The 19,682-nt window shown below is 73.4% G+C and carries 19 protein-coding genes; 12 read left to right on the top strand and 7 right to left on the bottom strand.

The genetic code is table 11. The annotated features are described in order from the left end of the window. Positions 1 to 77: 77 nt before the first annotated feature. From FVS66_RS01535 to FVS66_RS01515, 5 genes are all read right to left on the bottom strand, one after another. Complete coding sequence (locus FVS66_RS01535; RefSeq protein WP_149179116.1) at positions 78 to 452, bottom strand: hypothetical protein; 375 nt, start codon at positions 450 to 452, stop codon at positions 78 to 80. 61 nt (positions 453 to 513) lie between these two features. Beyond that, a complete protein-coding gene (locus FVS66_RS01530) occupies positions 514 to 942 on the bottom strand; it encodes a roadblock/LC7 domain-containing protein (protein ID WP_149179115.1) in 429 nt (142 codons plus the stop codon). A 39-nt stretch (positions 943 to 981) separates the two neighbouring features. Further along, positions 982 to 1,776: a transcriptional regulator gene (locus FVS66_RS01525; RefSeq protein ID WP_149179114.1), complete on the bottom strand. Its 795-nt coding sequence runs from the start codon at positions 1,774 to 1,776 to the stop codon at positions 982 to 984. After that, complete coding sequence (locus FVS66_RS01520; protein WP_149179113.1) at positions 1,776 to 2,213, bottom strand: hypothetical protein; 438 nt, start codon at positions 2,211 to 2,213, stop codon at positions 1,776 to 1,778. The genes FVS66_RS01525 and FVS66_RS01520 overlap by 1 nt, the downstream gene beginning before the upstream one ends. A 161-nt stretch (positions 2,214 to 2,374) precedes the next feature. Further along, positions 2,375 to 3,694 (bottom strand): diaminopimelate decarboxylase, encoded by a 1,320-nt coding sequence (locus tag FVS66_RS01515; RefSeq protein WP_149179112.1) that lies wholly within the window; start codon positions 3,692 to 3,694, stop codon positions 2,375 to 2,377. A 174-nt stretch (positions 3,695 to 3,868) separates the two neighbouring features. Here FVS66_RS01515 and hutU point away from each other — a divergent pair, with 174 nt between their 5' ends. The 6 genes from hutU (at position 3,869) to FVS66_RS35635 (ending at position 10,328) form a co-directional block, all read left to right on the top strand. Next, positions 3,869 to 5,530, top strand: coding sequence for a urocanate hydratase (gene hutU, locus FVS66_RS01510; RefSeq protein WP_149179111.1), 1,662 nt, complete (start codon positions 3,869 to 3,871; stop codon positions 5,528 to 5,530). Between the two features lie 206 nt (positions 5,531 to 5,736). After that, complete coding sequence (locus FVS66_RS01505; protein WP_149179110.1) at positions 5,737 to 6,933, top strand: allantoate amidohydrolase; 1,197 nt, start codon at positions 5,737 to 5,739, stop codon at positions 6,931 to 6,933. After that, entirely contained in the window at positions 6,924 to 8,309 is a 1,386-nt protein-coding gene (locus FVS66_RS01500; protein WP_149179109.1) for a formimidoylglutamate deiminase, read from the top strand. The genes FVS66_RS01505 and FVS66_RS01500 overlap by 10 nt, the downstream gene beginning before the upstream one ends. Positions 8,310 to 8,335: 26 nt before the next feature. Then, the gene (gene hutI / locus FVS66_RS01495) at positions 8,336 to 9,595 is read left to right on the top strand and encodes an imidazolonepropionase (RefSeq protein ID WP_149179108.1); all 1,260 of its coding nucleotides are present in this window, start codon (positions 8,336 to 8,338) and stop codon (positions 9,593 to 9,595) included. Continuing rightward, positions 9,592 to 9,984 (top strand): hypothetical protein, encoded by a 393-nt coding sequence (locus FVS66_RS01490; RefSeq protein ID WP_149179107.1) that lies wholly within the window; start codon positions 9,592 to 9,594, stop codon positions 9,982 to 9,984. Before hutI ends, FVS66_RS01490 begins: the two co-directional genes overlap by 4 nt. Before the next feature lie 158 nt (positions 9,985 to 10,142). Then, the gene (locus FVS66_RS35635) at positions 10,143 to 10,328 is read left to right on the top strand and encodes a hypothetical protein (RefSeq protein WP_262386740.1); all 186 of its coding nucleotides are present in this window, start codon (positions 10,143 to 10,145) and stop codon (positions 10,326 to 10,328) included. Between the two features lie 77 nt (positions 10,329 to 10,405). Here FVS66_RS35635 and FVS66_RS01480 read toward each other — a convergent pair whose 3' ends face one another. Together FVS66_RS01480 and FVS66_RS01475 are read right to left on the bottom strand one after the other, a co-directional pair. Next, positions 10,406 to 11,236: a class I SAM-dependent methyltransferase gene (locus FVS66_RS01480; RefSeq protein WP_149179106.1), complete on the bottom strand. Its 831-nt coding sequence runs from the start codon at positions 11,234 to 11,236 to the stop codon at positions 10,406 to 10,408. 11 nt (positions 11,237 to 11,247) lie between these two features. Further along, positions 11,248 to 12,015, bottom strand: a complete 768-nt coding sequence (locus FVS66_RS01475; protein ID WP_262386739.1) for a helix-turn-helix domain-containing protein — start codon at positions 12,013 to 12,015, stop codon at positions 11,248 to 11,250. 596 nt (positions 12,016 to 12,611) lie between these two features. Between FVS66_RS01475 and FVS66_RS01470 the strand changes: the two genes are divergently transcribed. The 6 genes from FVS66_RS01470 (at position 12,612) to FVS66_RS01440 (ending at position 19,679) form a co-directional block, all read left to right on the top strand. After that, entirely contained in the window at positions 12,612 to 13,706 is a 1,095-nt protein-coding gene (locus tag FVS66_RS01470; protein ID WP_149179129.1) for a GNAT family N-acetyltransferase, read from the top strand. Continuing rightward, positions 13,699 to 15,039: a glycosyltransferase gene (locus FVS66_RS01465; RefSeq protein WP_149179104.1), complete on the top strand. Its 1,341-nt coding sequence runs from the start codon at positions 13,699 to 13,701 to the stop codon at positions 15,037 to 15,039. Before FVS66_RS01470 ends, FVS66_RS01465 begins: the two co-directional genes overlap by 8 nt. 1 nt (position 15,040) lies before the next feature. Then, the gene (locus FVS66_RS01460) at positions 15,041 to 15,838 is read left to right on the top strand and encodes a polysaccharide deacetylase family protein (protein ID WP_262386738.1); all 798 of its coding nucleotides are present in this window, start codon (positions 15,041 to 15,043) and stop codon (positions 15,836 to 15,838) included. 136 nt (positions 15,839 to 15,974) lie between these two features. Beyond that, complete coding sequence (locus tag FVS66_RS01450) at positions 15,975 to 18,008, top strand: hypothetical protein (protein ID WP_262386737.1); 2,034 nt, start codon at positions 15,975 to 15,977, stop codon at positions 18,006 to 18,008. A 91-nt stretch (positions 18,009 to 18,099) separates the two neighbouring features. Then, the gene (locus tag FVS66_RS01445) at positions 18,100 to 18,549 is read left to right on the top strand and encodes a hypothetical protein (protein ID WP_262386736.1); all 450 of its coding nucleotides are present in this window, start codon (positions 18,100 to 18,102) and stop codon (positions 18,547 to 18,549) included. Further along, positions 18,546 to 19,679, top strand: a complete 1,134-nt coding sequence (locus FVS66_RS01440) for a glycosyl hydrolase (RefSeq protein WP_149179103.1) — start codon at positions 18,546 to 18,548, stop codon at positions 19,677 to 19,679. The genes FVS66_RS01445 and FVS66_RS01440 overlap by 4 nt, the downstream gene beginning before the upstream one ends. Positions 19,680 to 19,682: the final 3 nt, after the last annotated feature.

The following is a 19,682-nucleotide window of genomic DNA, read 5'->3' as shown; positions in this document are numbered from 1 at the left end:
GGCGCCCGGGGCGCTGGGTGCGCCGGGGCGCCGGGCGCGGCGCACGCGCGGGACGCGCCGGACGCGGCGTCCGTGCTCTAGACCTCCAGCTCGGCCTCGATCTTCTTGAGCTGGTGCCGGGCCATCGCCAGGTTCGCCCGGTTCTTGTCCAGCGCCAGGTAGAGGAACAGCCCGTTGGTGCCGCGTGCCTTGAGGAGCCGGATCAGGTGGTACTGGGTTCCCAGGGTGATCAGGATGTCCTCGATCTCCTCATGGAGACCGAGCATCTCCATGGTGCGCACCTTGGCGCGCACCACGTCCGTGTTCCCGGCGGCGGCGACCGTCAGATCCAGGTCCTTGCCGCCCCCGATCGTGCCGAGTGCCATGCCGCTCGTGTAGTCGACGAGCGCGGCGCCCAGGGCGCCGTCGATGGCGGTCGTCGCTTCCTTGAGGGCGGTCTCCGCGTTGGCCATGAACGCACTTCCTTTCCATTTCAGGGTGTTGAGGTGTGGGGTTCTTGGGAATGGGGGCGGGTCAGGACGTCGGGTCCAGGGCGCCGTCCACGAGTTCCGCTATGCGGGCGCCGGAGCGGCGCCCTTCCAGGTGGAGCCGGCCGACGTTGACCCGGGGCTCGGCGAGCAGGGTCAGTACGGCGGAGACCCCGGCCGCGTAGGTCGCCACGTAGCCGTGCTCCCCGCGCACCAGCAGCTCCCGGAAGCCGCCCCGCCCTGTCGCGTCGGTGAGCCGTACGGCGACGCCGAGCGCGGCCGCCGTCAGCGCGGCGACGCTGTCCGGCTCGGTGTCCCCGGTGTCGTGGGCCAGGACCAGCCCGTCGACGCTGGCCGCGAGCGCCCCGGTCAGCTGGGGGACGCGCGCCCGTAGCCGACGCAGTTCCCCGAGTACGTACGGTTCGGCCGTCATCAGTTGTCTCCTCTCGGCGCGCTGCCGCAGGGCGCGCCTCATGACACCCGCCTCATGAGGGCAGGGGGGTGCAGCGGCTGGTCACAGGCGGGCCTCCAGAGCGTCACGGACTCGGCGGAGCAGGGCGATGTCGGGTTGTTCGGCGGCGAGGTGTTCGGCCCAGGGCGCGGGGGGCGGCAGGGGTGCCGTTGGGGGTGCCGGTGGGGGCGCGGGGGCGCGTGCGGGTGCGCGTGCCCGCATGGGTGGCGCGGGGCCGGGGGGCGGGCCGGGCTCGTGGGGTGTCTCGACGAGTCCGGCCGCGGCCAGGCGCCGTACCTCGAGGACGGTGTGGAAGGCGGGGCGGCCCAGCACCCAGGCCAGCTGGGCCGGGGTGCGGACGCCGTCGGCGCGGGCCAGGAGGGCGCGGCCGCGTGCGGTGACCGCCTGGCCGGGGGCGGCGGGGCGCGGTACGACCGGGGCGCCGTCGAGCGCGGGGTACGGCCACACGCTGTCGAGCAGCTCGCGGCGGCGCAGCGTCTCGCGCTCCACGGCCGCGGCGGGCACCGGGCGCCCCGCGCCGCCCTGTCGCGGCTCGGCGCCGTACCGGAACCGGGCCGGGCCCCGGCCGGGCGCCAGCGCGAAGAACGCCGCGTCGAAGAGGGCGCCCAGCCGGCAGATCTCGCGCTCGCCGTCCCCGATGCGACCGCCCCGGGACCGGGCCAGGGCGCGGCGGTCGCTGCCGCCCGTCAGCAGGACATCCGGCCCGGGGGCGACGGGGCTCTCGGCGTGCACGACATGGCCGTCGACGAGGTAGAGCGTGCCGTGGTCGCGTACGAGGGCGCCGGTCGCTCCGTCCGTGGCCAGCCGCCGCAGCATCGGGGAGACCACGCCGGTCATCACAGCACCAGCCGTTCGGCCAGGTCGCGGAGGCGTAATCGGGCGAGCGCCAGATTGCCGGTGTCGCGGTCGAGCCAGAGGTGGAGGAAGAGGCTGCTGTCGAAGTTCGTGACGACGAAGCGCAGGACGTGGTAGCCGGCGCGGGTGCTCACGATGAGGTCCTCGACGGACGACGCCCCTTCGTCAGCGTCCCGGTCGCCCGTCTCCCCGACGGCCGCCCTCCGGGCGCCGACGTCTCCGGCGTCCGGTGCGAAGGACTCGTACTCCGCCGCGGCCCGGGCCAGTTCGGCCGCCTCGGCCGCGCTCGTCTCGTGGTCGCCGACCGGTGACTCGCCCACCGTGCCGAGGGCGAGTCCGCTGGTCCAGTCGACGAGAGCCGCCCCGCGCGCACCCGGCAGGGTCATCGCTTCGAGCAGACACTCGTCGATTCCGGGCACGCGGGCTCCCCTCCCATGGCGCAGGCGTCGCAACGACCTCAGTGATGGAGACGTTACGCAACGTTCTGCCCACAGGTGGGACTTCTGGCATTTTCCAGTGGAACGTGCCCCTGGAGCGGTAGAGTTCGCCGTCACTCATGAGTCACGGCCGCCCGTCGGCGCTACTCCCGTACCAGCGCGTCCCGTCGGTCCCCGCCGGACTCGGCGACGATCTCCGCGGCCGACTGGGGGCCTCGTACGGTCGCGAACCGGACCGTGCCGTCCGGCCGTACGGCGTACCCGTACACGCCCGGCCTCGGCAGGGAGTTGTACGCGTAGTGGTGCGCGAAGTAGTACGCGCCGGTGTCGAGCGCCGCCACCACGTCACCCGGCGCGAGCGGCGGCAGCGGCCGCGCCACCGCCAGCAGGTCGCCCGCGAAGCACGCGGGCCCCGCCACGTCCTGGTCGACGGCCGGGCCGGTCTTCGGCAGCCCCTCGGCGTCGTACGCGGCGATGCGCAGCGGCCAGGACGCCGGATCGTACACGGTGCGCGTGGCCACCTGCACGCCCGCGTGCGTCACGGCGATGGGCCGCGCCCCGGACGTCTTGGTGTACTCGACGCGGGCCAGCACGGTGCCGTGCCTGGCCAGCAGTGAGCGGCCGAACTCGGTGACCAGTCCGTACCGCCCGTCGAACAGGCCCGGGACCTCGGCGGCGAGCAGTCGCGCGTACTCCGCGTACGTCGGCGTCTCGTCGTCCGACGCGAAGTTCACCGGCAGTCCGCCGCCGATGTCGACGGTGTCGACCTGGTGCCGCCCGGCCGCCCTGTTGATCTCCTCGGCCAGCTCGTACACCGCCCGCACCCCGGCGGCCATGAGAGGGAGCGGGACGCCCTGGGAGCCGGAGTGGGTGTGCAGCCGGGTCAGCCATGGCCGGTCCCGGAAGGCGCGCACGATCCACTCGCGCGCCCCCTCGTCGCGCAGGGCGACGCCGAACTTGGAGGTGTCGGTCGCGGTGGAGAGCGCCTCGATGGTCCCGCCGCCGACCTGGGCGTTGACGCGGAGCCCGACGGGCGGGGGCGTGGCCGTCCCGGTGAGGAGGGCGTCGAGGCGGGCGAGCTCCTGGGGGTTGTCGGCGTTGACGGCGATCCCGAGCGCCACGGCCTCGCGCAGCTCGGCGGGTGTCTTGGCGGGGGAGTCCAGGACGGTGCGGTCCGGCGGGACGCCCGCCGCCCGGGCCAGGGCCAGCTCGCCGGGGCTGGCGACCTCGGCGCCTAGCCCCTCCTCGTACAGCAGGCGCAGGACGGGCACGAGCGGGGACGCCTTGACGGCGAACGCGTGCAGCACGGGAGCGTCGGTCACCGCGGCGAAGGCGGCGCGGAGGGCGGCGGCGGAGGCGCGGACGCCGGCGATGTCGAGGAGGGCGACGACGGGTTCGGAGTCGGAGAGCAGTGCGTGCTCGACGGCCGCACGGACGGCCTGATCGCGAGGGTCGGAAGCCATGCCCCCAGACAAACACCCGGCATGCGGCCGCGCAGCTGTTGACTACAACTATTCAGTCGAGCAGGATGTGAATAGTTCACTCACAGAGTGACCGTCGTCGTGACCGTCGTCCGAGCGGCCGGTGACCGGCCGACCGCGGCCGGCGGTGGCCGAGCATCCGAGGAGGCAACCCCCATGTCAGGACCCCGCCCCGTACGGGCCCCGCGCGGTACGGAACTGAGCGCCCTGGGATGGCAGCAGGAGGCCGCCCTGCGGATGCTCCAGAACAACCTCGACCCCGAGGTCGCGGAGCACCCCGACAAGCTCGTCGTCTACGGCGGCACGGGCAAGGCGGCCCGCGACTGGCGCTCGTTCGACGCGATGGTCCGCACGCTGCGGACGCTGAAGCAGGACGAGACGATGCTTGTTCAGTCCGGCCGCCCGGTCGGCGTCATGCAGACCCACGAATGGGCCCCGCGCGTCCTGATCGCCAACTCCAACCTGGTCGGCGACTGGGCGAACTGGGAGGAGTTCCGCCGCCTGGAGGCCCTCGGTCTCACCATGTACGGCCAGATGACCGCCGGGTCGTGGATCTACATCGGCACCCAGGGCATCCTGCAGGGCACATACGAGACGTTCGCCGCCGTCGCCGCCAAGAAGTTCGGCGGCACCCTGGCCGGCACCATCACCCTCACCGCCGGTCTCGGCGGCATGGGCGGCGCCCAGCCCCTCGCCGTGACGATGAACGACGGCGTGGCGATCTGTATCGACTGCGACCCGCGCGCGATCGAGCGCCGCATCGAGCACCGCTACCTGGACGTGGGGGCCGACTCCCTCGACCACGCCCTCCAGCTGGCGACGGAGGCCCGCGACGCCCGCCGCCCACTGTCGATCGGCGTCCTCGGCAACGCGGCGGAGCTGGTGCCGCAGCTGCTCGCGATGAACGCGCCGATCGACATCGTGACGGACCAGACGAGCGCCCACGACCCCCTCTCGTACCTTCCTGCGGGCGTCGCCTTCGAGGACATGGCGACATACGCGGCGAAGGACCCGGCCGGCTTCACGATGCGTGCCCGTGAGTCGATGGCCAGGCATGTGGAGGCGATGGTCGGCTTCATGGACGCCGGCGCCGAGGTCTTCGACTACGGCAACTCCATCCGCGGAGAGGCCCAGCTCGCGGGCTACGGCCGGGCGTTCGCCTTCCCCGGCTTCGTACCCGCGTACATCCGCCCGCTGTTCTGCGAGGGCAAGGGCCCGTTCCGCTGGGCGGCCCTCTCCGGCGACCCGAAGGACATCGCGGCCACGGACAAGGCCATGCTGGACCTCTTCCCGGAGAACGAGTCCCTGGCCCGCTGGATCAAGATGGCCGGAGAGCGGGTCCACTTCCAGGGCCTGCCCGCCCGTATCTGCTGGCTCGGCTACGGCGAACGCGACCGCGCGGGCGAGCGCTTCAACGACATGGTGGCGAGCGGCGAGCTGGCCGCCCCGCTGGCCATCGGCCGCGACCACCTCGACTGCGGCTCCGTCGCCTCCCCCTACCGCGAGACCGAGGCCATGCTGGACGGCTCCGACGCCATCGCCGACTGGCCCCTCCTCAACGCCATGGTCAACGTCGCCTCCGGTGCCTCCTGGGTCTCCCTCCACCACGGCGGCGGCGTCGGCATGGGCCGCTCCATCCACGCCGGCCAGGTAACCGTCGCCGACGGCACACCCCTGGCGGGCGAGAAGATCCGCCGCGTCCTGACGAACGACCCGGGCATGGGTGTGATCCGGCATGTCGATGCCGGGTACTCCGACGCGGAGGCGGTCGCGGACGCCAAGGGCGTGCGGGTGCCGATGCGGGAGAGCGCCGAATGAGCGAGTCATTCCCCAAGCCCGCCCCTTCCCGGAACGATGGGGTACGGCCCCCTCGCACCCCCGATCGCCACGCGGGCTCGTCCGCGACCGCCGGACAGGCTCGAAACGAACCCCTCCGGCGATCGAGGAGCGGGGGTCCGGGCGCGGCGCCCCCGGTTACGGGGCGGCGCGGGGTGGGGGAGAGGCCCCCGCCCAGCTTCCAGCAGATGTGGCGAGAGCTCAGCCCCATCGGGCGGGACGCCGAGTCCAAGGGCTACCGCCGCTACGCCTGGACCGGCCCCGACGCCGACTGCCGCACCTGGTTCCAGGAACAGGCGGAGTCCCGCGGCCTCACCTACGAGACCGACCGCAACGGCAACCAGTGGGCCTGGCTCGGCGACCCCCGGGCCGCGGACGCCGTCGTCACCGGCTCCCACCTGGACTCCGTCCCCGACGGCGGCGCGTTCGACGGCCCCCTGGGAGTCGTCTCCTCCTTCGCCGCCCTCGACGAACTCCGCCTCAGGGGGGCGGAGTTCAGCAAGCCCGTCGCCGTCGTCAACTTCGGCGACGAGGAGGGCGCCCGGTTCGGTCTCGCCTGCGTCGGCTCCCGGCTGACGTCGGGGCAGCTGACCCGGGAGGCCGCGTACGAGTTGCGCGACGGCGAAGGGATCAGCCTGCCGGAGGCCATGGAGGCCGCCGGGTACGACCCGTCCACCATCGGCCCGGACCCCGAGCGGCTGGCCCGTATCGGCGCGTTCGTGGAGCTCCATGTCGAGCAGGGCCGCGCCCTCGACCTGTCGGGCGACCCTGTCGGCATCGCCTCCGCGATCTGGCCGCACGGCCGGTGGCGGTACGACTTCCGGGGCGAGGCGAACCACGCCGGTACGACCCGGCTGGCCGACCGGCGCGACCCGATGCTGTCGTACGCCGAGACGGTCCTGGCGGCCCGCCGCGCGGCGGAACTGGCCGGCGCCGTGGCGACGTTCGGCAAGATCGCGGTCGAGCCGAACGGCGTCAACGCCATCCCGTCCCTCGTCCGTGGCTGGCTCGACTCGCGCGCCGCCGACCAGGCCGCGCTCGACACGGTGACGGCGGCGATCGAGGCCGCCGCGCGGGAGGCCGCCGACCGCCAGGGCGTCGACGTCAGCGTCGTACGGGAGTCGTTCACGCCGGTCGTGGAGTTCCAGCACGCCCTGCGCGACGAGCTCGGCAAGATCCTGGGCGGGGACCGCCCCGTCCCGGTGCTCGGCACGGGCGCGGGCCACGACGCGGGCATCCTCTCGGCCTCCATCCCGACGGCGATGCTCTTCGTGCGCAACCCCACGGGTGTCTCGCACTCCCCGGACGAGTACGCCGCCGAGGACGACTGTGTGGCGGGCGTCCGGGCGCTGGCCGACGTACTGGAGGGCCTCGCATGCCGGTGACCACGACGTACTGGGCGGAACACGCCTGGCTGGGCGGCGACGCCGTCGAGCCGGGCGTGGCCGTCGAGCCGGGCGTGGCCCTGGAGGTGGCGGACGGCCGTCTCACCGCCGTCCGCGCAGGCGTGGACACCCCGCCCCCCGGGGCGACGACCCTGCGCGGCCTGACGGTCCCGGGCCTCGCCAACGCCCACTCGCACGCCTTCCACCGGGCGCTGCGCGGCACGGTGCAGGTCGGCAGCGGCACCTTCTGGACATGGCGCGACACCATGTACAAGGTGGCGTCCCGTCTCACCCCCGACACATACCACGCCCTCGCGACAGCGGTGTACGCCGAGATGGCCCTCGCGGGTGTCACCGCCGTCGGCGAGTTCCACTACCTCCACCACGCGCCCGGCGGCACCCCGTACGCCGAGGCCAACGCCATGGGCGAGGCGCTCATCGCGGCGGCGGGCGACGCGGGCATCCGGATCACGCTCCTGGACACCGCCTATCTGTCGTCCGGCTTCGGCGAACCCCCGAACGAGCACCAGCGGCGCTTCTCGGACGGCACGGCCGAGGCATGGGCCGAGCGCGTGTCCGCCCTGTCCGCCCTGCCCGCCCTCAAGGACACGGACCAGGACCGCGTACGGATCGGCGCGGCCATCCACTCCGTACGCGCCGTCCCGGCGGACCAGCTCGCCACGGTCGCGGACTGGGCCGGGGAGCGGCAGGCCCCCCTGCACGTCCACCTGTCCGAACAGCCGGCGGAGAACGAGGCGTGCCTGGCCGCGTACGGCCGCACCCCGACCCGTCTCCTCGCCGACCACGGCGCCCTGGGCGCGGGCACCACGGCGGTCCACGCCACACACCTCACCGACGAGGACATCGCCCTCCTCGGCGACACGCGCACGGGCACCTGCATGTGCCCCACCACGGAACGGGACCTCGCCGACGGCATCGGCCCGGCAGTCGCCCTCCAGCGTGCGGGCAGCCCCCTTTCGCTCGGCTCCGACAGCCACGCGGTGATCGACCTCTTGGAGGAGGCCCGGGCCATGGAACTGGACGAGCGGCTCCGCACCCGCACCCGTGGCCACTGGACCGCCGCCGCCCTGCTCCGCGCGGCCACCGCCGACGGTCACGCCGCACTCGGCCGGCCCGACGCGGGCCGCCTTGAGCCGGGCGCGCTCGCCGACTTCACGACGATCGCCCTGGACAGCGTCAGGACGGCTGGGCCGCCACCGCGTCTGGCAGCTGAGACAGCGGTATTCGCCGCGTCGGCAGCGGATGTGCGCCATACGGTCGTGGGCGGCCGCCATGTCGTACGGGACGGAATCCACGCCCTGGTCCCCGACACGGCCCGGGCGCTGGCGGACTCGATCGCCGCCCTGCACGACTGACCCGGCCGAAGGAGAGGTCTCTCGCCATGAACAGCGCCAACGAGCCCGTGAACACGCCCCCCGCGACCGCGGGCCCCGACACGACGAACAGCGCCGTCGCGCCGACGGCCACCGTGACCACCGTCATCACCAACATCGCAAGCCTGGTCACCAACGACCCCTCCCTCGGCGACAGATCCCCCCTCGGACTGATCGAGAACGCGGCGGTCGCCATCGAGGGCGACCGCATCGTCTGGATCGGTGAATCAAGCAAAGCACCCGCCACTGACAACCGGTTCGACGCGGCGGGCCGGGCGGCGATCCCGGGCTTCGTCGACTCCCACTCCCACCTGGTCTTCGCGGGCGACCGCACGGCGGAGTTCAACGCCCGCATGTCCGGGCAGCCGTACAAGGCGGGCGGCATCCGTACGACGGTGGCGGCGACTCGCGCCGCGACCGACGCCGAGCTGGAGGCCAACGTCACCCGCTACCTGCGGGAGGCGCTCCGCCAGGGCACGACCACCTTCGAGACGAAGTCGGGCTACGGGCTGACGGTCGAGGACGAGGCCCGGGCCCTCCGTATCGCCTCCCGCCACACCGACGAGGTCACATACCTGGGTGCGCACATCGTGCCGCCCGACCACACGGACGACCCGGCCGCGTACGTCGCCCTGGTGACGGGCGAGATGCTGGCGGCCTGCGCGCCGTACGCCCGCTGGATCGACGTGTTCTGCGAGAAGGGCGCGTTCGACGGCGACCAGGCCCGCGCCGTCCTGACCGCCGGCAAAGCGCGGGGCCTGCACCCCCGTATCCACGCCAACCAGCTGTCGTACGGCCCGGGCGTGCAACTGGCGGTGGAGCTGGACGCGGCGAGCGCGGACCACTGCACGCACCTCACGGACGCGGACGTGGACGCCCTGGCCAACAGCTCGACGGTCGCCACCCTCCTCCCCGGCGCGGAGTTCTCCACCCGCGCCGAGTGGCCGGACGCCCGCCGCCTGCTGGACGCCGGCGCGACCGTCGCCCTGTCCACGGACTGCAACCCGGGCTCGTCCTTCACCTCCTCCATGCCGTTCTGCGTCGCCCTGGCGGTGCGGGACATGGGCATGACGCCCGACGAGGCCCTCTGGTCCGCCACGGCGGGTGGTGCGGCGGCCCTCCGCCGCACCGACATCGGCCGCCTCACCCCGGGCGCCCGCGCCGACCTGGCCCTCCTGGACGCCCCGTCGCACGTCCACCTGGCGTACCGCCCGGGCGTACCGCTGGTGACGGACGTCTGGCGGGCGGGCGTACGCTCGGCGGGATGACCCGACCGCCGCTGTACGTACGGTTCCAAGGCACCACGCGCAGCCCCCGGGGCCACTACCCGGGGGTCTTCGCCCTGGCCAACACCCTGGCCCGGGAGGGCCGCCTGAGCCGCGACGAGTACCGCTTCTGGCGCGCGGCCAACGACTGGTACGACACCAACTACCCCAACCCGTCGGACACGGACCCCACGGTCTACGACCCGGACGTCAACCCGGGCGCGGTCGCCTGGTTCAAGTCGACGGCCCACCACCTCATCAGCCGGGTCGACGGCTATCTGACCGTCCTGGCCGGCCACGGCGTCGGGTGCGAGCGCGTCGAGACGGGAGACCCGGGCCGGATCGTCTACGAGGACGACGTCCAGGTCGTCGCCGCCCCGCGCGCGTGGTGACCGACACGCACCCGTCACTCTCACCTACTTCGCGAACGCGACGACGTACAAGCGCCGCAACCGGTTCACCCCGGTCTGCCCTGGCGAGGACGGCGACCAGGGACGCGGGCGCGACCAGGACGAGACTGGCGGAGAACCGCCCCTGGACCACCCGAGTGGTGGTGGACCCGAGCAACCCCGACCGGGTCTGGACCACCCACTCCGGCTACCGCGCCGGCTCGCCCCTGCCCCACGTCCACGCCGGCACCGACGGCGGCCGCCACTGGCGCGACCTGTCCGGCAACCTCCCGGCCGCCCCGGTGAACGACCTGGTGGTGGCCCGCGCGGGCATCCTCACGAGCTGACTACGCTGCGACGGCCGACGAACTGAGCCGAACTTAGCCGAACTTGGCCGAGCCGGTCCGGAGGCGGACATCTCCGGTCACCGCAGCAGCCGCGCCCGGGCAAGGTGGATCCACATGGCGCAGGGCACGTCCCCGCTCGGCGTCCTGATCCGTTCCACCTCCCCGAGAAAGCCCTTTCGCAGCGAGGCGACGTCCGACGGATCGAGGGGCCCGAGGTCGTACATGCCCGACAGAGTCGTCCAGACCTCCTCCACCGACCCGGACAGCCGCAGTGGAAGCGTCTCCCATTCGACCGGCCCGAACCCGCCGTCCCGGAGGAGGTCGTCGAGCCCGTCGCGGCTGCGTGTCCTCCTGTCGCCCAGCGCCGGGATGCGCCGGTCGGCAGGGAGGGCGCGGACGAGCGGCTTCAGGAGGCGGAGGAACACGTCGTACGCCTCCCCGTCGCCGCCCGGCCCGCCGCCCACCACACACGCCAGCACGCCCCCGGGCACGAGGACACGCGCCACTTCGGCGACGACCTGCTCCACGTCGCCCATCAGCATCAGGGCCATGTGCGAGACACACGCGTCAAAGGCCCCGTCCACGAAGGGCAGTTCCTGCCCGCGCCCCTGAACGAGCGTCGCCCCACGTGGAATGGCCGACCTGCCGTACGCCAGGGCCAACGCCTCGGCCGAAAGGTCGACCCCGGCGAGGGCCCGGCCCGCGTCCTGCCCGAGCAGCTCCAGCAGCGCCCCGTCCCCGCACCCGAGATCGAGTACGGACCCGGCCCCGTCGACGAGTTCGCACAGCAGCTCGTAGCTGGACAGTCCGCGAGGCCCACGACCACGGCCCATGGCCTCGACCGTCACGGCAGGCCGCTCGGCATGGAAGGACCGCAGGAAGGCTTCTTGGGTCGCAGTCGTCGTCATGCGTCGAGAACCTATCCCGCGGCGGCGGCGCATCCCGGGCACACGCCTGGTTCGGCGGCTCGGAAGGCGTGATCGCACCGGTCGCAGTTCTGGAGGGGCAGCGGCCTGCCGCCCGGGTCGGGTCCGTCGTCGGGGACATGCGGGGGCACCCATTCCCGCAGCCGGTACTCGATGAGGCGCGCGGGCCAGCGGATGGTCCCGGAGGGCAGGTCGCCGGTCAGCGTACGGAACACCGCGCTGTCGCTGAACCCGCGCGCGAGCCACTCCTGCAGGAGCGGTGCGAGCCGGTGGACATCCTGCTCGCAGAGAGGGAGGCGGGGCTCGCGCTGACGGAGACCGGCGAGGAGGCGGGCGGCGGGCCGCAGGGCGTCGGGGAGCGGCGCGGGCGGCCGGTGCGGCACAGCCGGCCGAGGCGCCGGGGTCGGGGTCGGGGTCGGCGGCGTCGCGACCCGCGACTTCACCTCCGGGACGGCGGCGGCCCGCCGCTGATGGGGATGCTCGTACCACCGGGTGAAGGTCACGATCCGAGCCCCGTCGACCCGCCGCCGCTCCCGCTCCAGATACCCGGCCTCCTGCAGCTCGTTGAGCGCCTGGGCGATCCGCCGCTCGCCTTCCCGGAAGTGCGCGGCGAGGACCTTGATGGTGACCGGCGCACCGTCGGGCAGCGACTGGATGTACACCCCGATGCCGACGGCGCACGCGGAGAGCCCCTGGTGCTGGGCGAGGTGGTTGCCGACAACGGTGAACTTCTCGCGGTGCCGATGCCGAATGTGGGTCACTCCTGCGGCTGAAGAGCCGCCGCGCGGGCAGGGCCGCGCGTTAAACTGCGCAACAGTCATCGGGAAGTGTGCCTTCCAGGTGATAGGCCCTCGACCGGGATGCCAGTCCCGCCGGGGGCCGAAGTCTTTTATGGATGTTGTGAGTTGGCGTGACGCTACCGCGCCGCCCGCCCGTTCTGCCACCTACTCACCCGATCAGGTGAGACATGCTGGTTTGGACGGGAGTGGGTCCTTACCCGGTGAAGAAGAGGGGGCATCTCGCCGTCGCGGAACGCACGGCACCGGGACGCGAGCACGTCGATCCGGAGGACGCGGGCGCCCTGTCCGTACCTCGGGTTACGGTCGGCGTAACCACGCATCGCCTGCCGGCCGCACCGCTTACGGCCCGACTGCCCCAGCCCTGTGCCGGCGCCACACTTGTCCGTCAAGTGCGGCGATCGACCGTTGAGGGGCGGCGCGGGGGTTCTTCACGGGTCGGTCACGAATTGGGGGATTGCCCCTGTCCGGTGGGGATGTCGACCGGTACCGTCCTGTTCCAGCAAGGCTCGGGGGAGACCCAGGGGGAGACCGGGGGGTCGGAGTTGAGCGGTGTGCGGGTGCGGGTGCGCGTTGTCAGGCCGGGGGAGCTGAGCGCGCGGGAGATCGAAGCCTGGCGGGAGCTGCGGGGGAAGGCGGGGACACCCGCCAGTCCCTTCATGGAGCCGGAGTTCACCTTGGCCGTCGGGCAGGTGCGGCCACGGACCGCGCGCGTCGGTGTGCTGATGGAGGACGGCGAGCCCGTCGGGTTCTTTCCGTACGAGACGAGGGGCCTGGGGCAGGGGCGGGCCATCGGGTTCGGGGTGTCCGACTGCCAGGGGGCCGTTCTGCGGCCGGGTCTGGGGGTCGGGGCGCGTGAGCTGCTGCGCGGGTGCGGGCTCGCCGCCTGGGAGTTCGACAACCTGGAGGCGGGGCAGGGCGCCTTCGTCCACGGTGTCGCCGAATCGTTCTCCTCGCCCGTCATCGACATCGGTGAGGGGTACGAGGTCTACGAGGAGCTCTTACGGGTCCAGTCGCCCAAGTTCCTGCGTACCACCCTGGCCAAGGAACGGCGGCTCGGGCGGCAGGCCGACGGGGCGGTGCGGTTCGTGTTCGACGAGCGTGATCCGGAGGCGCTGCGCACGCTCATGCGGTGGAAGTCCGCGCAGTACCGCCGCACCGGGCGCCGCGACCGCTTCGCGCAGGAGTGGATCAGCGGGCTCGTGCGGCAGTTGCACCGCCACACCCGCGGCCCGGGCTGCTGCGGCACCCTCTCCGTGCTGTACGTCGGCGAGCAGCCCGTCGCCGCCCACTTCGGGCTGCGCTCGCGCACCGTTCTGTCCTGCTGGTTCCCTGCCTACGACCCGGCCTTCGCCAAGTTCTCGCCGGGGCTGATCCTGCACCTGCGGATGGCCGAGGCCGCCGCCCGGGAAGGTATCGGGCTGCTCGATCTCGGGCGTGGTGCCGCCGAGTACAAGGACTCGCTCAAGACCGGCGAGCTGCGGGTCCACGAAGGGGCCTGCACACGGCCCGGAGTGCGCGCCGGGCTCCACTGGCTCGGCCGCGCACCCGTACGCCGCGCCCACAGCTACGTACGCAACCGTCCCCGGCTCGCCGGATACGCCCAGCGCGCCCTCAACCACGTCGGGAGGCTCCGTGGGGGAACCCATGGCTGATGTGCCGCTGCCGGAAGCGCCGGTTGCCGTCGTCCAGGTCGATCTCGATTCCGGTGACGGGGCTCTGCTGTCCTTACGTCCCGCGCCCGGCGGGGTCCCGCCCCGGCCCGGGGCGTACGTCTACGCCCTCGTCCGGGTCCGCGGCCGGCCCGCCGCCACCCTGCTCGTCCACGTACCGGAGGGCGAGGAGCCGGGGGACCGCCTCCTGCGGGCCGCCCGCGAGCGGGTCCGGGGGCGTGAAGCGGCGGCGGCCGCCGCGCAGTCGGCCCGCCCGCCCCGTACCTCCGTCGTCGTCGCCACCCGCGAGCGTTCCGGGCAACTCGCCCGTGCGCTCGACTCACTGCTCGACCAGGACCATCCCGACTACGACATCGTCGTCGTCGACAACGCGCCTCTCAGCGGCGCCACCGAGGAGCTGGTCCGGCGCACGTACGCCGACCGCGTCCGGTACGTCCGTGAGGACACCCCCGGCCTCGCCGTCGCCCACAACCGCGGGCTCGCCGTCGCCGGCGGCCCCGTCCTCGCCTTCACCGACGACGACGTCGTCGCCGACCCGGGGTGGCTGACCGCGCTCACCGCGCCCTTCGCCGAGGACCCGCGCATCGGATGCGTCACCGGGCTCATCCTGCCCGCCCGCCTCCAGACGCCCGCCCAGCTCCTCCTGGAAAGCCACGGCGGGTTCGCCAAGGGCTTCCGGCCCCGCGACTACGACCCCCACCGGCCGCCCGACGACGAGCCGCTCTTCCCGTTCACCGCCGGGCGCTTCGGCTCCGGCGCCAACATGGCGTTCCGCGCGCAGGCCCTCAGGGACGTCGGCGGCTTCGATCCGGCGACCGGGACCGGGACCCCCGCGCGCGGCGGCGACGACCTGTACGGGTTCGTCCGCGTCCTCACCGCCGGGCACCGGCTCCGCTACACGCCCGACGCCGTCGTCTGGCACCACCACCGCGAGACCTGGCAGGACCTCAGGAACCAGGCGTACGGGTACGGCGCCGGCCTCACCGCGTACCTCACCGCCCTCCTCGTACGCCGTCCCGCCCTCCTGCCCGCCCTCCTGGCCCGGCTGCCCCGCGGGCTCGCCCACGCCAGGGCCATGACCGCCAGTCGCGGAGGCGGGGCGGCCGGTACGGGCGGTGTGAGCGGGGCGGCCGGCACGGGCGGGGCGGCCGACGCCAGCGGGGCGGCCGGCGGCGTGCCCGGGGAGCACGGCGGTCACGACCACCCCTGGCCCCGTGAGCTCTCCCGTCTGGAGCGGCGCGGCATGCTGCACGGTCCGATCGGATACCTGAAGGCGCGTCGCCGGACGCGCGGCACCGGCTTCCCCGGGAGGTGACATGCGACCCGCCATTCCCGTGCTCCTCTACCACGCCGTCATGGACGACCCGCCCGACTGGATCGCCGAGTTCACCGTCACGCCCCAGCAGTTCCGTGAACACCTCGACGCCGTCGTCGGCAGCGGGCGCTCGGCCGTACCCCTGTCCGTGCTGGCCGACCATCTCGCCGGGCGCGGCGACCTCCCGGAGCGGGCCGTCGTCCTCACCTTCGACGACGGCTTCGCCGACCTGCCGGGGCCCACCGCCGAAGCCCTGGCGGCCCGCTCCCTGCCCGCCACCGCCTACCTCACCACCGGGGCCATCACGCCGGGCCGGTCCAGCCTCCTGCCGCCCGCGCCCATGATGGCGCTCGGCCAGGCCCCGCGGCTGGAGCAGTACGGCATCGAGATCGGCGCCCACACCGTCACGCACCCGCAGCTCGACACGCTCACGCCCCGCGACCTCCGCCGGGAGCTGCGCGAGTCCAGGCTTGTCCTGGAGGGTGCGCTCGGGCACGCCGTGACCCACCTCGCCTACCCGCACGGCTACAACAGCCGCGCCGTGCGCCACGCCGCCCGCGCCGCCGGGTACACCTCGGCCGTCGCCGTCCGGCACGCGCTCAGCTCGCGGACGGACGAGACGTACCGCATCGCCCGGCTCATCGTCCGCCGAGGCCACACCGTCGCCGACGTCGAGGACTGGATGGCCGGGCGGGGGGCCCGGACCGCCCCGTACCCCGACTCGCCCGCCACCGTCGGCTGGCGGCTCTACCGCAGGGCCCGGGCCGTCGTGCGCGGTGGGCCGGAATTCGCGGGGTGACATCCGTCGGGAGACGGCCTGGAACGGATCAACTCGGACGATCAACTCCCTTGTGTACCAAGGGTGTACGACAGCCACCCAAACGCGGAGGATGTTCCTATACTTCGCTGAGGGGATTCGTGGGGGGAGTCGCACCGTGCAGCAACGCGTGCCCGCACCAGCCACCGAGGGCAGCGAGCTGCCACCGGGGGAGCGGACCGGAATCGACGACAGCGGCGGCGTCCGCGACGGTGGCGGCGACGGCTTCCGCGGCGGCGACGGCCCCGGCTTCCGCGGCGGCGACGGCCCCGGCGGCCCCGGCGACGGCCCGGGCCTCGGCTTCGGCCACGCCGCGAAAGCCGAAGCCGAGGCCGACGCCGTGCAGCCGCCCCCGCCCTCCGGCCCCGTACGGCTGCCCCTCCTCCACCCCCAGGTGGTGTTCTGCTGGCTGCCGCTGCTCGTCGCCGCCGCCCTGTGGACGTACGCCCTCCCTCGCATCGGCTTCCGCCACATCGGGGACTACGGGCTTCTCGACCGCTTCCCGGTGGCCTACTACGCCTCCCTCGCCGTCCTCACCGCCGGATTCGTCGTCGCGCTGCGCCGCGCCGGGACCGCTCCCTGGTGGCCCGCCGCGTACGTCGTGGCGATGCTCTTCGCGCTCAAGGCGCCGCCGCCGGTGCTGTACGACTCGGTGCGGTACGCCTGGGCCGCCAAGCACGACGAGGTGATCACGCGGCTGCTCGCCGAGGGCACCGTCCACCCGTACCCCGAACTGTCGGGCGGCATGGGCGCGTACGACCAGTGGCCCGGCTTCTTCGCCCTCAACGGCGCGCTCGTCCGGGCCTTCGGCGTCGAGGGGGCCGCCTCCTACATCAACTGGGCGCCCGTAGCCCTCGGCCTGCTCATGCTGCCGGTCCTCGTCCTGGTCTACCGGACCTTCACCGACGACTGGCGGCTCGTGTGGACGGGCGTCTGGATCTTCCAGCTCGCCAACTGGGTCGGGCAGGACTACCTCTCCCCGCAGGGGTTCTCCTATCTGCTGTACCTGACCGTCTTCGCCGTCGTCGTACGGCACTTCGTACGGCCCGGGTCCGCCGGACCCCTGCGCGACCGCGTCCACCTCGACCCGGCCGCCGCCCCTGTCCCCGCGGCGAGCGACAGACGGCACCGCGCGCTCGCCGTGCTGCTGCTGATCCCGCTGATCGCCACCATCAACGCCTCCCACCAGCTCACCCCCGTCATGCTCTGCGCCACACTCGGCGCGCTCTGCCTCACGCGCCGCTACCGCAACCTCGGGCTGCTCGCCGTCGCGGGCCTGGTGATGCTGGTGTGGGACCTGACGATGGGGCGGGTGTTGTTCCTGGAGACCATGAGCAGCCTGCGCGAGTCCGCGGGCGACCTGCTCGGCAACTCCCGTGCCGGGTACGCCGGGGAGCCCACCGGGCCCGGGCCCGAGCTGGTCGGCGCGGCCAACATCCTGATGGTGCTCGCCCTCGCCGCACTCGCGGGCACCGCCGTCCTCGTACGCCGCAAGCTCGTACGCGGCGCCCTGCCTCTGCTGCTCGCCTCCGCCGCGCCCCTGCCGATGTTCGCCGTGAACGACTACGGCGGCGAAATGCTCTTCCGCGTCTATCTGTTCGGACTCCCCGGTACGGCGTTCTTCGCCGCGGCGGCCCTGGTGCCCGCCGCCGGGTCCGTCGGGCGGGGGTGGCGCGTCGCGCGGCGCGGCACGGCCGTGGTGCTGCCGGTGGTGCTCGTCGCACTGCTGGGCGGGTTCCTGCCCTCGTACTACGGCAAGGAGGGCATGCACTACGCGGCCCCCGGCGAACTCGCCCTCGTACGCCGCGGCTACGACCGGGCGCCCGACGGTGCGCTGGTCATGGCGACGAGCGGGTCGTTCCCCGGCGCGTACACCCGCTACGACCACTACGAGCGCTGGTTCTTCACCGAGCAGGACGTCCCCGAGAACCTGAAGATGCTCAAGGACCCGGCCGGCTACCTGGCGGCCGGCATCCCGGAGGGCCGCCCCGCGTACGTGATCCTCACCGCGACGCAGGAGAAGGCCGTCATCGGTGAGGGCTATCTGCCGCCCGGCGGCTTCGCCACCCTGCGGGACGCCCTGAAGCGCTCGCCGCTCTTCCGCGTCGTGGAGGAGAACGAGCACGGGGTCGTCCTCGTCCACAGCCCGTGATCCACAGCCCGTGACGCACAGCCCGTGATGCACAGCCCGTGACGCACAGCCCGTGATGCACAGCCCGTGAACCCGGTGACTGGAGGTCGCCATGCAGCTCACCCGTACACAGATCAGAGTGGGACTGGCGGTCTCCGGCTGGCTCGCCCTCGCCGCGACCGCGCTGCCCGGCGGCTCGCCGCTGCGCTGGCTGCCCGTGCTCGGATTCGTCGCCTTCGGGCCCGGCCTCGCGCTGCTGGCGCCGCGGCCGGGCGCCCGGCTGGAGGCCGTCGCGCTCGCAGCGCCGCTCAGCCTCGCGCTGGCCACGCTCACCGCGACATCGCTGTTCCTGCTGGAGGCGTTCTCCGTGGCCGTGTTCCTGGGCGCGCTGGCCGCGTTCACCACGGCCGCGGCCGCCCTGCCGGGTGCTCCGCTCCCGCTGGGGGCGCGTGCGGCGGAGGAGGCGCGCGGGGCGGAGACGACGCGTGACGCGGAGACGACGCGAGACGCGGAGACCCGTGGGATGGCGCCCCCTGAAGTGCCCTCCGGGAGCAGCCGATGACGGTACGGCTCCCCGGACCTCCCGGCCGGCGCCCCGGCAGGGACTACTACGTCACGGTCGCGCTCGCCCTCGTCGGCGTCCTGCTCATCGGGGCCGGCGTCTGGATCACCCGCTCCGACGACGGCGACGGCCGCCCCGGCCCGGGGCTCCCGGCGAACGCCGCGTCCGGCGACCTGCCCAAGGGGCCGTGCGCCCCCGGCCGATTACTCGAACCGCCCTGCGGCGCCTGGTGGGGCGCCTATGTGCCGTACGCGGAGAACGGCTCACTCAAGGACGCCGTCCTCACCTTCGAGAAGAAGATCGGCCGCAGGCTGGATCTCGTCTACAACTACCACGACATGTCGAAGACCCCGCTCGACGGTGAACTGCTCACCCCCGACGAGCAGGAACTCGGCCGCGACCGGCTGCTGATGCTCGCCTGGGAGTCCACCGTCTGGACCGAACCCCACCACGCCGACTGGACGGAGACCCAGCTCGGCTGGAAGAACATCGCCTCCGGCCGGTACGACCGGGACATCATCGACCCGCAGGCCCGCCGCATCAAGGCGTACGGCAAGCGCGTCTTCCTCTCCTTCGACCAGGAGACCGACTTCAGGATCAAGGAGGGCGCGGGCACCCCCGAGGAGTTCGTCGCCGCCTGGCGCCATCTCCACGACCGGTTCCGGCAGCTCGGCGTCGACAACGTGGTGTGGGTGTGGACCGTGTCCGGCTACCTCGGGCACGCCGAGCAGATGAAGCGGCTCTACCCCGGCGACGCGTACGTCGACTGGATCGGCATGGACCAGTACAACTACTACCTCTGCCACAACAGCACCAACTGGCTCGACTTCGACCGCAGCCAGCGCCCCTCGTACGACTGGCTGCGCGCCAACATCTCGGCCGACAAGCCGCTGATGCTCGCCGAGTTCGCCACCGCGCCCGACCCGGAGCGGCCACAGCGGCAGCGGGACTGGTACGCCGCGATCCCGGACGTCGTGCCCGAACTGCCGAAGGTCAGGGCGCTGGTCCACTGGAACCGGCCGGTGCCGGGCAAGGGCTGCGACCTCACCGTCAACGAAGGCCCCGCCCTTGAGGGGTACCGCGAGGCGGGGAAGGACGCCTACTTCCGCCAGCCGGTCCCGACCCGCTGAGCC

The organism is Streptomyces sp. TRM49041 (assembly GCF_008271805.1).
Lineage (GTDB): Bacteria > Actinomycetota > Actinomycetes > Streptomycetales > Streptomycetaceae > Streptomyces.
The sequence above is the reverse complement of the archived record's forward strand: the minus strand, read 5'-3'. Positions and strand labels throughout refer to the sequence as shown.